A 13,795-nucleotide genomic window follows, 5' to 3' on the forward strand; every position below is an offset into this window, starting at 1 on the left:
TGGGCAGGGGGCCGGATGGCAGATCAACGGGTGGGTGTCAGTGCGGGCGCGACGGGTTGCGGCGCAGAGGTGTCCCGGCGGCCGGGGATGGCCAGCGCTGCCACCGCCCCGGCCAGCGACAGCGCGCCGCTGACCGCTGTCGCTGCGGTGAACCCGTCGGTGAAGTCCTGCGGTCCCACGTAACTGCCGGCCTTGCTGAACACCAGTGCCAGCACCGCGACTCCCAAGGCTCCGCCCAGTTGACGGCCGGTGTTGAACACGCCGGAGGCTTTGCCGATCTGCTCGGGCGCGACCGCGTTGAGCACGGCGCTCTGGGTGGCGGGCATCGCCATGCTCACGCCCGCCCCGGCAATGAGCATCGCAGGGGCCATCTCCCAGTAGGGCACGGACGGAGTCGCGACGAGTGCGAGCCATCCCATCCCCGCCGCCTGCAGAGCCAGCCCCAGCACGGCCAGCGGCCGGGGACCGACCCGGTTCGTCAGCCTGCCTGCGAACGGTGCCACCACCGTCACCGATGAGGTCCAAGCCAGCAGGTGCAGTCCGGCGGCAAGCGGGCTGTCGCCGCGGCCCGTCTGGAAGTACTGCGCCGAGAAGAACAATGACCCGTAGAGAGACGCGTACAGGAATACCCCGGCACCGTTGCCCGCCGCGAAGCCCAGAAGCCGGAAGAGCCCCAAAGGGATCATCGGCCGCTTGGCGACCTGTTGCCAGGACACGAAGGCGATGGCGCTGACCAGGCCCACGGTCAGCGTCCCGACAACTTCGGCGCTGCCCCATCCGGCGGCGCCCGAGCGCACCAGGCCCCACACCAGTCCGAACGCGGCACCCGTCACCAGCAGCAGTCCACCGCCGTCCACCCTGCCTCCGGCACCCCGGCTCTCGGGGACCCGGCTGAGCGCCAGCGGTATGACGGCCAAGCCGATCGGCAGGTTGAACCAGAAGATCCACTGCCAGGCGAGCCCCTGGGTGACGGCTCCGCCCAACACCGGACCGGCGACCACGGCGAGGCCGGTCAGCCCGGCGAAGACGCCCAGGGCTCTCGGCCGGTCCGGCGGCGGATAAGCGGCGCTGAGAAGCGCCATCGCCAGTGGCATCACCAGCGCCGCACCAGCGCCTTGTATCACTCGGGCCACGATCAGCCAGCCCACGCCGGGGGCGAGTGCACAGGCCACCGAGGCCGCGGTGAACAGCCCCAGCCCGGCGGTGAAGACCAGTCGCCGTCCGAACCGGTCGCCCAGCACCGTTCCCGTCATCAGCAGGACGGCGAAGCTGAGGCTGTATGCGTTGACTGTCCATTCGAGTTGTTCGATCGAGGTGCCGAGATCCACCCGGATCCGGCTCAGTGCCGTCGTCACGACGGTCGCGTCGAGGGCCACCATCACCGATGCCGCGGATGTAAGCCCCAGAGCCCATTTTCTGTTCATGCCAGTACCGACCGACGGTCCTTGCCGATTCGTCGGGTCCGGCCCGGTGAATTCCGGCGACCCGGCGGGTCTGTACAAGAAAGGGAAGGGACATCGCGTGACCGTGATCGAACAGCAGCGTGACGAATTCATCCGCCTGACCACGCCGCTGAGGCGTGAGCTGCTCACCCACTGCTACCGAATGCTGGGGTCCGTGCAAGACGCCGAGGACTTGGTGCAGGAGACCTATCTGCGGGCCTGGCGGTCGTACGGAGAATTCGAGGGCCGCGCCTCGCTACGTACCTGGCTGTACCGGATCGCCACCAACGCCTGTCTCAACGCGTTGCGGCACGGCAGCCGCCGGGTGCTGCCCGCCGGGCTCGGTGGCCCCTCCACCGACCCGATCGCGCCGACCACCCGGGATCCGGAGATCCTCTGGCTGGAGCCGATTCCCGACGAACGTGCGGATCCCGCGGCGATCATCTCCGGACGGGCCGGTCTACGGCTGGCTCTCATCGCCGCCCTGCAGCATCTGCCCCCGCAGCAGCGGACGGTGCTTATCCTGCGCGACGTACTGGCCTGGTCAGCCGAGGAAACCGCCGCCACGCTCGGTATCAGTCCGGCCGCCGCGCACAGCACACTGCAGCGCGCCCGCGCCCGGCTGGAGCGGCTGGCCCCGGCGATCGAGGACATCACCGAGCCGCCCGGACAGGAGCAGCGTGATCTGCTCGACCGCTACGCCGAGGCCTTCGAACGCGCCGACATCCCCGCCCTCACCCGTCTCCTCACCGAGGACGCGGTCTGGCAGATGCCGCCGAATCCGTCCTGGTTCGCCGGCCGCGACCACGTCGTCGCGCTGCTCACCGCCCGCCTGCACGGCAAGCAGGTCCGGTTGCTTCCCCTGCGCGCCAACGCACAGCCCGGCTTCGCTTCGTACGTGGCAGGCAGAGCCTACGGGGTCCAGGTCCTCACCCTGCGTGGCCCGGCAATCGCCGCGGTCACGGCCTTCCATGACGCCTCTTTGGTGGTGCGGTTCGGACTGCCGTCCCGGATTTGAGCACCCGCCACGCTTGCTTTGATGCAACCACGGTCGGTGCGCACGACGAAGGCCCACGGCTCTTGTCGAGCCAGGCCCATAACACCGGGCTATGGGTTCCTCTCGAACGCAGCATCCGGGCCGACTCCAGCTCCCCGGCACGGAGTTCACTGTCCCGTCGGGACGTCGTCCGCCCGCTCGCCCTCCGCTTGAGATGGTTCGGTCCTGGGCACGTCCGGGTGCTGTTCCTTGGCGCTGTGCTCGCCGGGCTCGTCGCGCTCCCCCTCGGCCTGCGACGGGGTACGCCCGTATAGCCAGCGGTCGTAGTCCGAGGCTCCGGATTGCATGACGGGCCTCCTTCGCTCGCTAACCCCATGGTCCACCCTCGGCCGCGACGCGGCGAGAGAAGTGTGAGCAACGGGGCAATTACGTGCCCACCATCATCGCCGCTCGCTCCGTGGGTGGCGACGAGGAAGCGTGAACAGCGGGCGTGGACATGGATTCTGGTCACGTCGTTGGACCGGGGACCGTCAGCTGTCTCTGCAACGTTGCAGTGAGCCGCTTGACCAGCGCGTTCGGCGCACAGCTTCAGTGTGCCCCGGAGACACTGCTCGTCGAGTGATCCGCCCCGGCCGCGTCCGGCCCTCAACCCTGCGGGGGCCAAGAAAGACAACGCCCGCGCGCCATACAGCAGCCTCCCGAACGAAGATGGGAAGGAGGAGCGGAGCGATGGCACGGATGTTCGCCGACGGTGACGACTTGGTCGTGCACCTGGCATGGTGGGAAAGGCAGCCGCGCACCGCGGCGACGTGCGCGTGCCGCTGACGGCTGTGCGCCGGGTGACGGTCGAACCCGACTGGTGGCGCGCCCTGCGCGGAGTCCCGCAGCGCGGCGTCTGGATTCCAGGGGTCCGGTGCATCGGCACGCGCAGCCACCACGCCGGGCTGGACTTCGTGGCCATCCGGTCCAGCAGACCCGTCGTGTGCGTCGAGCTCCGGCCCTCCGCTCCTTTCCGCCTCCTTGCTGTGTCCCTTCCAACCCGTGCGGAGGCGAGGACCACGGCTCAATGGCTCGGCCGAACCGCACCGAAGATCGACACGTCCACGCCTTGGCGGCAGCCGCTTCCGGTACCCGAGGAGAACTCCGCCCCAGCGACGTCGGGCAACTCGCCAATACCCCCTCCTGTAAGGCCAGCATGCCCCGCGGGCCGTAACGTCGGGATTACGCGTCTCTCCAGGGTTGCCCAACAGCCCAAGGTCGGGACGACGCCCTGGGCGGCGGGCTGCCAGGCCAGGACCTTGGCTTTCCGGCTGACCTTGACGGACTTGAACTTGTCATTGAGTCCGCCGGGGTACAGGTTCTCGTCGGTTCCGACTGCGTAGGTGTGGGCGTTGCCTGTGTAGTTGGGCCGGGTGTAGAAGGTGACTTTTTGCTCGCTCATGTGCCCCTCTGGTGAGGATCGCAAATTCACGCGTACGACACAGAGTTACCTTTTGATTACCTTCGGACACCGTGGCGGCTGGTTGTGCAGGAGCAGCACACCGGGTACAGAACGCGCCGGCATACGCCCTCGCTCCGGCCGGGCCGCCCCCTGTGGCGACGCCCCCTTCGGCTGAGAGGGTGCCGGACGGGGCGGAGGCGTGGGGTGCCGGCTCGTGGCCGCCCGCACCCGACAGTGCACAAGCCGCTGCGGTCCGCCGCCAGGCCGTGCCTCCGTACGTCCCGGCATCACCCGTTCGGCCTATGGGGACCCTTCCTCGTGTGCGACCTCCGCCGTTCGGATCTCGCTCGCCATGGAAAGACCTCAGGCATCGAGGTCCATCCTGCCGCGCCAACTCTGGTGCTCAAATGTTTCGGCCGGCGTGGACGAGGGGTCCGCCACGGGAGGCCGCCGCCACGACGTTCGGAGGTGACCTGCCAAAGCTGGCTTGGTCGAGTTCCATGGTGATCCGATCAGATCTTGAAGGAGCACTGCTCACATCACGGGTGAGCCCGGCCCGCGCGTAGCCGGTCGGGCTCATTAGCGGAGGTCCGGGCCTTTGACCGAGACCTCGCGGTTGGGTGAAGCCGTGGCCAGGGGCCCCAGTGGCACATCACGTTCCCTGTGACCTCCCCATTTCGGGCCTACGCGCGCCCGGGCCGGTCACGGCTGCTTTCGCTGAGCCGAGGGTGTTACAGGCGGACGACGATCAAGGCGATGTCGTCGTGTCCGCCGCCGCTGACGCCGAGGCGGGACAACAGGACATCGGCGAGGTGGTCTGGGCTGAGCCGGGAGTTGTCGGCGAGGGTGGCGGTGAGCCGGTGCAAACCGGTGTCTATGTCCTCTCCGCGGCGTTCGATGAGTCCGTCGGTGTAGAGGGCGAGGGTGTCGCCGGATGCGTAGGGCACGCCGGCCTGGGGGCGCGGGACGTGGTTAGGGCGGGCGCCCAGGGGTGGGTCGGTGGCCTGGTCGAGGAGGGCGAAGGTGCCGTCGGGGTGGGCGAGGGCCGGTGGGGGGTGGCCGGCGCTGCTGTAGGTGATGTGCCGGCCGTGGGGGTCGATGACGGCCTCGACGGCGGTGGTCGCGCAGGCGCCTTCCACCGACCTCGCGTACAGGCCCAGCGCTTCCATGGCACTGGCGGGCTCGTGCAGGGCGCGGACCGCGGCGGACAGGGCGCTGCGGAGCATGCCCATGGCTGCGGCGGCCTCCAGGCCGTGGCCGACGACGTCGCCCACGGCGACGGCGAAGCGGTCGTCGGGCAGGTCCACGACGTCGTACCAGTCGCCGCACACGTTGAGTCCTTTGGCCGCGGGCAGGTAGCGCACCGCGATGTTCGGGTGCCGGGCCAGGTCCGGCGACTGCATCATCGCCTCTTGCAGCGTGACAGCGATCTTCCGTTCCCGGGCGTGGGCCTGGCGCAGTTGCTCGATCACCAGTTGGAGTTCCCGGGTGCGCGCGTAGAGTTCGGCCTCTACGGCCTCGCGTTCGCTCAGCGCCTGACCAGGCCGGGCGCGGGTGTTGTGGGATAGGACGAATTCCGTGACGTCTTCCACCCGGTGGATGATCGACGCGACCTGTTCGTCCGGCCCGAGCACGGGGGTGTTGATCGGGGACCACCAGCGTTCCTCGAATACGCCGGGGCGGTCGGGCACGGGGATGTCGTACTTCTGCACCGCCATGGTGTCCGGCTGCTTTGCGAGCAGGACCCGGTGCAGGGAGGCACTGAGGTTCTTTACCCCGTCGGCGTGGGGGTCTGCCGGGTTGTCGGGGAACGCGTCGAAGAGGTACTGCCCGATGAGGTCGTCCCGCGTGCGGCCGGTCGCCCGGCAGTAGGCCGCGTTCACGTCGAGGATCACGAGATCGGGGCCGAGCACCAGGTAGGGACTGGGGGTGGCCGCGAACAGCGCGTGATAGTCGATCGCTGGTGTGGTCACAGGCGCTCACCCGATCCCTTCCGGGAGCCCCCCTCTCCGGTTCCACTATGCGCCCACAGCGCGGTGGCCGTGGGCCTGACGTGGGGACATCAGATTTCCGGTTTCGTTCCCGCCGTCCCTCACCTCTCGCTCGGCCGCCCTATGCCAGAGCTACGCCGCAAGGCGACAGGGCGCACCGAGCCTCCACCGGACTGGCCTCGGCGAGGAAGAGGAACGGGTAGTCGAAACGGTTGCTGCTAGCTTGATCTTTAACCCGTGCGGCGGGGTCGTGGGGTGGTTGGCTTCTTCGTTCGCTGGTTCGCCGATGGTGTTTTGGGCGTGGTGCGGAGCCGAACCGTGCCCGCCCTCTCCGCGAACCGTCACCCGCAGGACGTCGGACGCCGTCATGACGGTGCCGGGCCGGGACGCGACCCAGCCGCCGGGCAGCCGGTTGGCCGAGACGTGCAGGGCGAAGGCCGCGTCGAGCGGCTTGCCCGCCGCGTCCAGGACACCTTCGTCGATCATCGCGCCGGCACCGTTGTGCCAGCACGGCCGTGACCGAGGTCAGCTCCCGGCCCAGCGTGATCTCGAGAGGGAGACCGTCGAGCGCGGCGAGGACCTTCTCCTGCGTGCGCGGCAGCCGGAGGCCAAGCTCCGGCTCGCGGTGCAGCGAGCGGCGCAGCCACACGAGATCGGGCTGGAGTTCCCTGGCGCGTTCCAGTACGGACATGCTGCGTCAACCTCCTGATACGGTTCCGGCCATCGGTGCGGCAAGACTGAAGTCCTGACCGGCCCAACCGACTCGAATCGCAGGAAACGCGCAAGGGGCCTCGAATGACGCAGGATTCCGGACATGGACCAGTACGGAATTTCGCGCACGGGGCGGTACGGACGCTCGACGACGTCGACCAGTCCCTGGTGCACGCGCTGCAGATCGCCCCACGCGCCGGCTGGAAAGAGATCGGCGTGGTACTCGGACTCGACGCCGTCACCGTGGCCCGCCGCTGGCACCGGCTCACCGAAGCCGGCGCTGCCTGGATCAGCTGCTCCCCCTCCCCCGCCCTCGCCGCGAGCGGACAGGGACTGCTCGCCGTCGTCGAGGTGGACTGCGCCAGCGGCAACCTGCTGACCGTCGCCCGGGCCCTCGCCGAGCTGCCCCACGTCACCGCCGTCGAACACGTCAGCGGAGACCGCGACCTGCTGCTCACCGTGATGGCTCCGGACCTCGCGGCGCTCACCCACTGGATGACCCGCGGCATCGGCGCGATGCAGGGCATCGTCGCCACCCGGACCCACCTCGCGAGCACCGTCTACATCGAGGGCAGCCGCTGGCGGCTGCGCGCCCTCGACCGCACCCAGATCGCCCGCCTCGCCGACACCAGCACTCCCCGCACCGACACCCCCGTCTTCCCCCTCACCGACCTGGACCACGCCCTCGTCGGAGCCCTGTCCATGAACGGCCGCGCCACCTACCGGGCCCTCGCAGCCGACTGTGGAACGAGCCCGGACACCGTCCGTCGCCGACTCGGCCGGTTCTTTGCCGGCGGAATGATCCAGCCCCGTTGCGAGGTCGCCCGCCCCTTGTCGGAGTGGCCGGTCACCGTGATCCTCTGGGGGAGGGCTGCCGCAGCGGAGTTGGAGAGCGTCTCCCGCGCCGTCACCGGCGCCCGCGAGGTACGGCTGTGCGCCGGTCTCACCGGCCGGAACAACGTCCTCGTCGTGGCCTGGGTGAAGTCCCTCGCCGACGCCCAGCGCTTCGAGGTACGACTCGCCCAGCGCGCCCCCGGCCTGGACATCACCGACCGGGCCGTGGCCCTCTGGCCGCTGAAGCTCAGCGGCCACCTGCTCGACGAACGCGGCTACCGCATCGGCGGCGTCCCACTGGACGTCCGCACGGCCGGCGCCACCCGGCGAGATCCGGAAGACACTCCCCAGACTAGTTAGATCGTGCCCCGGCGGCAGGCGCCCTCCGCCGGGGCACCTCGCATTGGGGGATCAGCGGTGCCGTACCGGGCCAGCGTCTGGGAATCCGATTGGACGATGATGCCCCGGGCGTGAGCCCGGCTCCTCGGACACGCCGCACGCACGCCCATGCCCTGAGTGAGGTCACCGCTCCCCAGCTATTCCCCAGGCGACGGAGCCATCACGGGCCATAGGCTCACGGGATCAGGGTCGGTCAGTGATGCGGACGCGTGGGCCAGGCCCGGGAGACGAGGGGGAAATCAGCGCGGTGGAGCAGGAGCGCGACCGCCGTAGCGCGGACGCATCTGTTCGCCGTCATTCAAACGAGGGGTTGGACAGCGAACCCAGTCGTTCAGGCTTCCCTGTCAGCGAACCTGGTCACTCTTCGGCCCGATGCCTTTGATCCTGGTCGGAGTTCCCTCCGGGGCGAACGAGTGGTGGAAGGTGAAGGCGTGCGGCACGGAGCCGTGGTCGTGGAGGTGCTCCAGCCTGGAAACCCCGTCCCGCCAGGTGGGTATCACGCCGTCGGAGACCCACCAGCACACGTAATTCGGGTGCCCTGACCTCTCGAACCAGTCGTAACGCCTGTTCAGCGCCTCACGGTGCAGACCGGTGTAGACGGCGTCGAAGGCGGGGCGCACGTCGGTCCAGAGTGAGAGGGTCGCAGCCAGGGCGGTGGTTTCCACCGTACGGCCCTTGCCGTACCAGGTCGGTACGGCGAACTCTCCCCATGCACCCCAGTCCGCCTCGAAGAGCATGCCCCGGTCACCGTCTGCCGCTTCAGCACGCGCGAGGTACCCGGGGTGCTGACTGATCTTCCGGTAGACGGCCTCACCACTGTCGTAGAACTCGCGCGTGAGAGGTGCGGGATCTGTGAGAGGAGACTTCAGGACGCCGAATGTGTACAGCGCAAGATGGGGCATGCGTCTCTCCCTGGTTGGGGGTGCCTGGTGTGGACCCGGTTCGGTGGCTTACGCATGGGGGCGAGGATTCGTGGAGCGTGACCAACTCATCCCGTCGCGGGTGGCTCAGCCTGAAGGAACTCCTGTGCGACCGTGGCCGATCGCCGAAGACCAGACGAAGGTAGCTGCCTCTGCGAGCCATGTCGAAGTTGCGTTTTCCCTGTCCAAGTGGCCTCTTGCACCGGTCATTGCGGGGGCTGGGGCGGTGACGGGCGGGGCAGGCTGCGGGGTACCAGTGATCCACTTAGGCCGATCGGTTCGCCCGCCATGCCCGTCCGCACCCCCTGCCCGACAGCCCCGAGTGCCACCGAACGCGTGCGGTTGAAGAAGATGGCCTACGGCCACAAGACCGAGCACCGGCTGCGGGTGCGTGCACAGGTTGTGCTGCACGTCGCGGGTGAACGCTCCAGCGCATGCATCGCCCGGGAGACGGGGCTGCATTTGGACACCGTGCGCCGCTGGCGTGGCCGGTTCGCCCAGGCGGGCCGGCCCGGGCTCAACGACAGTCAACGCTGCGGCCGTCCCGCCTCGTTCACACCGCTGCAGGACGCCGAGGTCAAGGCGCCGGCCTGCCGGCTGCCTGCCGAGAGTGAAGTACCGCTCTCACGCTGGTCGTGCCCGGAACTGGCCCGCGAGGCCGCCCGGCGGGGCATCCCCCCCGTTCATGTCGGCGTGGACCGTGCATCGCCGGCTGACCCAGGACGCGCTCAAACCCTGGCAGCACCGCTCCTGGATCTTCATCACCAGCCCCGGCTTCCGGCTGAAGGCCGCCTGGGTGCTGGACCTGTACGCCCGCACCTGGCAGGGCGAACAGCTCGGCGATGACGAGTACGTGATCAGCGCGGACGAGAAGACCTCCATCCAGGCCCGGTGCCGCTGCCACCCCACCCTCGCCCCCGGCAAGGCCAGGGCGATGCGCGTCAATCACACCTCCGGACGCGGCGGTGCCCTGGCCTACCTCGCCGCCTACGACGTCCACGCCGCGATGGTGTCCGGCCGCACCGAAGAACGCGCCGGCATCGTCCCGCTCACGAACCTGGCTCCCCAGGTCATGAGCCAGGAACCCTACGCAAGCGCCAAGCGCGTCTTCCGGATCGTCGACAACGGCTCCTCCCATCGCGGTCAGAAGGCGGCCGAACGGCTCACCGCGGCGTTCCCGAATCCGGTCATGGTCCACACCCCCGTGCACGCCTCCTGGCTCAACCAAGTCGAGATGTACTTCTCTGCCGTCCAGCGCAAGGCCCTCTCGCCCAACGACTTCACCGACCTCACCGAGGTCAGGGACCGGCCCCGAGCCGTCGAAGACCGCTACAACGCCACGGCACAGCCGTTCCAGTGGAGGTTCACCACCTCCGACCTGAACGATCTGCTGGCCAGGCTCGCCCCGCACACCGCCGATCACCACGAAGAATGGCCAACCTCCACCGCCTGGTCCTGGACGAACTGGGTTCCCGCGGCGGTCTGGACTGGTCGCGGTACGCGATCGACTCCGTCAGCATCCGGGCCCTCAAAGGGGGCAGCTGACGGGACCGAATCCGACCGACCGAGGCAAGAAAGGTTCGAAAATCCACCTCGTCGTGGACCGCCGTGGCCTGCCCCTGTCGATCGGCATCTCCGCGGCGAACCTCCACGACAGCCAGGCCCCGATCCCGCTGGTCCGCGGCATCCCACCCATCCGCTCACGCCGCGGCCCACGATGCCGCAGGCCCGGCAAGCTGCGCGGGGACAAGGGCTATGACTACCGGCACCTGCGGCGCCGGCTGTCCTCCCGCGGCATCCGGCACCATCTCGCCCGCAAAGGCATCGAGCCATCCCGACACCTGGGCCGGCACCGCTGGGTCGTGGAACGCACCGTGTCCTGGCTGTCTGGCTGCCGACACCTCCACCGCCGCTACGAACGCAAGCCGGAACACTTCCTGGCCTTCACCGCCATCGCCGCGACCCTCATATGCCACCGGCGGCTCACCAACTGAAATGACGTCTTAACGGTCGTAGGCGGTCAGTGCGCGCATGACTGGCTTGCCGCGCATGAACCTGGCTCCACTCATCAGGCCAGGCCCCCTGGGAATCGATCACCTATGGAACCGGGAGGCGCTCTACCGGCGGACCGCCGAGATCAGTCCGCCGGGCCGCTCCTCGCGCTGCGGCGGAGTGCTGATCGGGCGGCCGTAGGCGGCAGCGCGCTCGCGCAGGGTGTGGCTGTCGGCCTCCCAGCCGTGCCCGGCCAGCCAGCCCACCGGGTCGTCGGGCATCTCCGAGACCCACATGGACGCCGCCGATCCCGGCGTGGCGTCCGCACCGAAGCGCTCGATCACGCCGCGCGAGCCCAACGTCAGCCCCATCCGACTGCCTGCCGCCGACTGCGCGCTGATCCGGGCCAGCAGCAGCTCCACCGCATCCTCGGGCAGATAAATCAGCAGTCCTTCGGCGATCCACACGGTCGGCATGGCCGGGTCGTGCCCTGCGGCGGCCAGCGCGCCTGGCCAGTCCTCACGCAGATCCACCGCGACGGTGTTCCGCTCGCAGCGTGCGACGGCCCGCTCCTGGCGCAGCACCGAAGCCTTGAAGTCCAGCGGCGCGGCGGTGTCGACCTCGAACAGCCGGGTGCCCTCGGGCCAGTCCATCCGGAAGGCCCGGCTGTCCATGCCGGCGCCGAGCAGCACGACCTGCCGGACCCCGGACGCGGAGGCCTGCTGCAACAGGTCGTCGAGGAACTTCGTCCTGATGACGATGGAGAACGCCACGGCCAGCCGGCGGCGTCGCGCGGCCTCGTCACCGGGCAGCAGCGGCGAGGAGGGCCCCAGGCCGCCGGCGGTGGCGAAGGCCTGTGCCAGTGGGTCGCGGAACAGCGCGTTCTCCCGTTCGGTCTCCAGCGCCCGCACCCTGGCCACCCCCACCGCCGTGGCCCACACTCCCGACGGCTGCACCCGCTCCTGCTCATTAGCCACTGCGCCAGCCTAGATGACCGATTCCAAGGGGGTCTGATGAGGGAGCCAGGTTCATGTGCGGCCAGCCGGTCATGCGCGCACCGACCGCCTACGACCACTGAAACCACCATTGATCAACAGTCACCCTCTGTACGCGACCACACGAAGTGGACCAGAGCGGATACTCAAGCGTCAGATGTTCGGCCGCGCGGGATTCGAACTCCTACGCAAGCGAGTGCTGTTGGCATGATCGAACGCCACCAGGTCAGCACCCAATGTGGCGCGATCTCCTGGGCTGGTTGACCTTACCCCTGGGGCAGAGCCAAATATGTCGTTCGGACAACCGGCGCAAAGGTAGGGGGTGGGACCGTGCTGCACGACGTCTGCTCAGGTGCGCGGTCAGCGTCGTGATCGGGCTCGGCGACGGTGCGTTTCTGGCCGCTGCCGGGGTACTCGCCGGGCTGGTCGGCACCGCGGGCGGGATCACCTCGTTGATCTCCTACCCTGCTCTGCTTTTGGCGGGGCTTCCTGCCCTATCGGCAAACGTCACCAACCTCGTTGCCGGAGTGGCATGTTGGCCTGGAGCGGCTCTTGTCTCTCAACCCGAACTGGCGGGCCACGGGCCATGGCTGCGTCGCTGGGTCCCGCTGTCCGCTCTCGGTGGCGCAGCGGGCGCGGTGCTGTTGCTCTCCACCCCGACCGGGGTGTTCGCTCACGTCGTGCCGTTCCTGGTGCTCGTCGGCTCGCTGACCCTGCTCGCGCAGCCCCGGCTTACTGCTCTGCACCAGCGATACCGGAACGACCATCCATCTGGGGATCGCAGGATGATCCTTCCGCTCGGGCTGATCGCACTGTCGGTATATGGCGGCTACTTCGGCGCTGGTTCAGGTGTCATGATCCTCGCACTCCTCATGGTCACCGTCGAACTTCGCCTTGTCGCCGCCAACGCCCTGAAGAACGTGCTCATCGGCGCCCCTGCGCTGGTCTCAGCCGCATCGTTCGCCGCTTTCGGCCCCGTCGACTGGATGGCCGGAGCGCCCCTGGGCCTGGGCATGTTCGCCGGCTCCACGCTAGGGCCACGCGTTGCCCGCCGTTTGCCGGCTTCTCGTCTGCGTCTGCTAGGCCGTTTCGTTTAGATCATCAGATCGTTGGGTTGGGTGTGCCGTTAACTGACGCGCAGTGGGCGCGGATCGAGCCGATACTCCCGGACCGGACACCGATGCGGGGTGGCCGCTGGAGGGATCACCGGGAGGTGATCGACGCGATCGCTTTCAAGTTCCAGACCGGAACCCAGTGGGTGCACCTGCCGGAGAAGTACGGCAACTGGCGAGGCGTCTACAACCGCCTGCGAATGTGGGCCATCGACGGCACCTGGGAGCGCGTCTTCACCACGCTGATGGCTCAGGCCGACGCCGACGAAGACCTCGACTGGGCGGTCTCGGTGGACTCCACGATCGTGCGGGCCCACCAGCACGCGGCCGGGGCCCGCAAAAAGGGGCCCCGGACGGTGAACCCGACGACCACGCCATCGGCCGGTCCCGTGGTGGACTGACCACCAAGATCCACCTCGCTGCCGATGCCCGCTGCCGGCCCTTGGCGTTCGTCCTCACCGCCGGACAGGCGGGCGATGCACCGGCCTTCACCGATGTCATGGCCCGCCTGCGTGTCCCTCAACGACGCGGTCGGCCGCGCACCAGACCGGACGTGGTCCTGGCCGACAAGGCCTATTCCTCCCGCGCGATCCGCGAACACCTGCGCCGACGCGGCATCCGTGCTGTGATCCCCGTCCCGGCCGATCAGCGTGGCCACCGGCTGCGACGCGGCAGCCGAGGCGGCAGACCCCCGGCCTTCGACCGCGAGACCTACAAGCAGCGCAACACCGTCGAGCGGTGCATCAACCGCCTCAAGCAATGGCGAGGCATCGCCACCCGCTACGAGAAGACCGCCACCATCTACCTGGCCGGACTCCACATCGCTGGAATCTTCCTCTGGTCCGCACGATGATCCAAACGAAACGGCCTAGTACTCCAGCAGCGTTTCGCTATCTGGCCTGGTCAGAGGCATCGTCCGGAGTGTAGTGGGCTGATGGTGCGTCGGGGGCGGTCTTGGCGG

Annotated in this window: 11 protein-coding genes and 2 pseudogenes; 6 read left to right on the forward strand and 7 right to left on the reverse strand. The window is 68.9% G+C overall.

Annotated features, from left to right (window positions below):
- Positions 1–23 precede the first annotated feature (23 nt).
- Positions 24–1,424, reverse strand: a complete 1,401-nt coding sequence (locus ACWGJB_RS48560) for an MFS transporter (protein ID WP_453386444.1) — start codon at positions 1,422–1,424, stop codon at positions 24–26.
- Positions 1,425–1,521: 97 nt separating this feature from the next.
- Between ACWGJB_RS48560 and ACWGJB_RS48565 the strand changes: the two genes are divergently transcribed.
- Positions 1,522–2,460, forward strand: coding sequence for a sigma-70 family RNA polymerase sigma factor (locus ACWGJB_RS48565; protein ID WP_453386436.1), 939 nt, complete (start codon positions 1,522–1,524; stop codon positions 2,458–2,460).
- Positions 2,461–2,606: 146 nt separating this feature from the next.
- On the opposite strand, the gene ACWGJB_RS48570 is transcribed toward ACWGJB_RS48565, so the two are convergent.
- From ACWGJB_RS48570 to ACWGJB_RS48585, 4 genes and pseudogenes are all read right to left on the reverse strand, one after another.
- Positions 2,607–2,786: a hypothetical protein gene (locus ACWGJB_RS48570; protein WP_453386437.1), complete on the reverse strand. Its 180-nt coding sequence runs from the start codon at positions 2,784–2,786 to the stop codon at positions 2,607–2,609.
- A 716-nt stretch (positions 2,787–3,502) separates the two neighbouring features.
- Positions 3,503–3,880, reverse strand: coding sequence for a beta/gamma crystallin domain-containing protein (locus ACWGJB_RS48575; protein ID WP_453386438.1), 378 nt, complete (start codon positions 3,878–3,880; stop codon positions 3,503–3,505).
- 731 nt (positions 3,881–4,611) lie between these two features.
- The gene (locus ACWGJB_RS48580) at positions 4,612–5,853 is read right to left on the reverse strand and encodes a SpoIIE family protein phosphatase (protein ID WP_453386439.1); all 1,242 of its coding nucleotides are present in this window, start codon (positions 5,851–5,853) and stop codon (positions 4,612–4,614) included.
- 303 nt (positions 5,854–6,156) lie between these two features.
- Positions 6,157–6,562: pseudogene (locus ACWGJB_RS48585) on the reverse strand (amidohydrolase); the annotation flags it as partial.
- A gap of 104 nt (positions 6,563–6,666) precedes the next feature.
- Between ACWGJB_RS48585 and ACWGJB_RS48590 the strand changes: the two are divergent.
- Positions 6,667–7,776: an Lrp/AsnC family transcriptional regulator gene (locus tag ACWGJB_RS48590; RefSeq protein ID WP_453386440.1), complete on the forward strand. Its 1,110-nt coding sequence runs from the start codon at positions 6,667–6,669 to the stop codon at positions 7,774–7,776.
- 383 nt (positions 7,777–8,159) lie between these two features.
- On the opposite strand, the gene ACWGJB_RS48595 is transcribed toward ACWGJB_RS48590, so the two are convergent.
- On the reverse strand, positions 8,160–8,717 hold the full coding sequence (locus ACWGJB_RS48595; RefSeq protein ID WP_453386441.1) for a DUF3291 domain-containing protein: 558 nt from the start codon (positions 8,715–8,717) through the stop codon (positions 8,160–8,162).
- A 369-nt stretch (positions 8,718–9,086) separates the two neighbouring features.
- Between ACWGJB_RS48595 and ACWGJB_RS48600 the strand changes: the two genes are divergently transcribed.
- Complete coding sequence (locus ACWGJB_RS48600) at positions 9,087–9,581, forward strand: helix-turn-helix domain-containing protein (protein ID WP_453386445.1); 495 nt, start codon at positions 9,087–9,089, stop codon at positions 9,579–9,581.
- Positions 9,582–10,160: 579 nt separating this feature from the next.
- Positions 10,161–10,729: pseudogene (locus ACWGJB_RS48605) on the forward strand (IS5 family transposase); the annotation flags it as partial.
- Between the two features lie 123 nt (positions 10,730–10,852).
- Here the strand turns inward: ACWGJB_RS48605 and ACWGJB_RS48610 are convergent.
- Complete coding sequence (locus ACWGJB_RS48610; protein ID WP_453386446.1) at positions 10,853–11,668, reverse strand: class I SAM-dependent methyltransferase; 816 nt, start codon at positions 11,666–11,668, stop codon at positions 10,853–10,855.
- 422 nt (positions 11,669–12,090) lie between these two features.
- On the opposite strand from ACWGJB_RS48610, the gene ACWGJB_RS48615 reads away from it, so the two are divergent.
- Together ACWGJB_RS48615 and ACWGJB_RS48620 are read left to right on the forward strand one after the other, a co-directional pair.
- Entirely contained in the window at positions 12,091–12,819 is a 729-nt protein-coding gene (locus tag ACWGJB_RS48615) for a sulfite exporter TauE/SafE family protein (RefSeq protein ID WP_453386442.1), read from the forward strand.
- Positions 12,820–12,827: 8 nt separating this feature from the next.
- Positions 12,828–13,687, forward strand: a protein-coding gene (locus ACWGJB_RS48620) for an IS5 family transposase (protein WP_453386447.1) whose coding sequence is annotated in 2 segments (ribosomal slippage) — positions 12,828–13,188 and positions 13,188–13,687 — 861 coding nt in all. Because the reading frame shifts where the segments join, the coding sequence is not laid out codon by codon here.
- The last annotated feature ends 108 nt before the right edge of the window (positions 13,688–13,795 follow it).

Source organism: Streptomyces sp. NPDC054813, assembly GCF_053611365.1.

Excerpts from the sequence above, each read along its gene's own strand:
- ACWGJB_RS48560 (WP_453386444.1), bottom strand. The coding sequence starts at position 1,424 with ATGAACAGAAAATGGGCTCTGGGGCTTACATCCGCGGCATCGGTGATG.
- ACWGJB_RS48570 (WP_453386437.1), bottom strand. The coding sequence starts at position 2,786 with ATGCAATCCGGAGCCTCGGACTACGACCGCTGGCTATACGGGCGTACC.
- ACWGJB_RS48575 (WP_453386438.1), bottom strand. The coding sequence starts at position 3,880 with ATGAGCGAGCAAAAAGTCACCTTCTACACCCGGCCCAACTACACAGGC.
- ACWGJB_RS48590 (WP_453386440.1), top strand. The coding sequence starts at position 6,667 with ATGACGCAGGATTCCGGACATGGACCAGTACGGAATTTCGCGCACGGG.
- ACWGJB_RS48595 (WP_453386441.1), bottom strand. The coding sequence starts at position 8,717 with ATGCCCCATCTTGCGCTGTACACATTCGGCGTCCTGAAGTCTCCTCTC.
- ACWGJB_RS48600 (WP_453386445.1), top strand. The coding sequence starts at position 9,087 with ATGGCCTACGGCCACAAGACCGAGCACCGGCTGCGGGTGCGTGCACAG.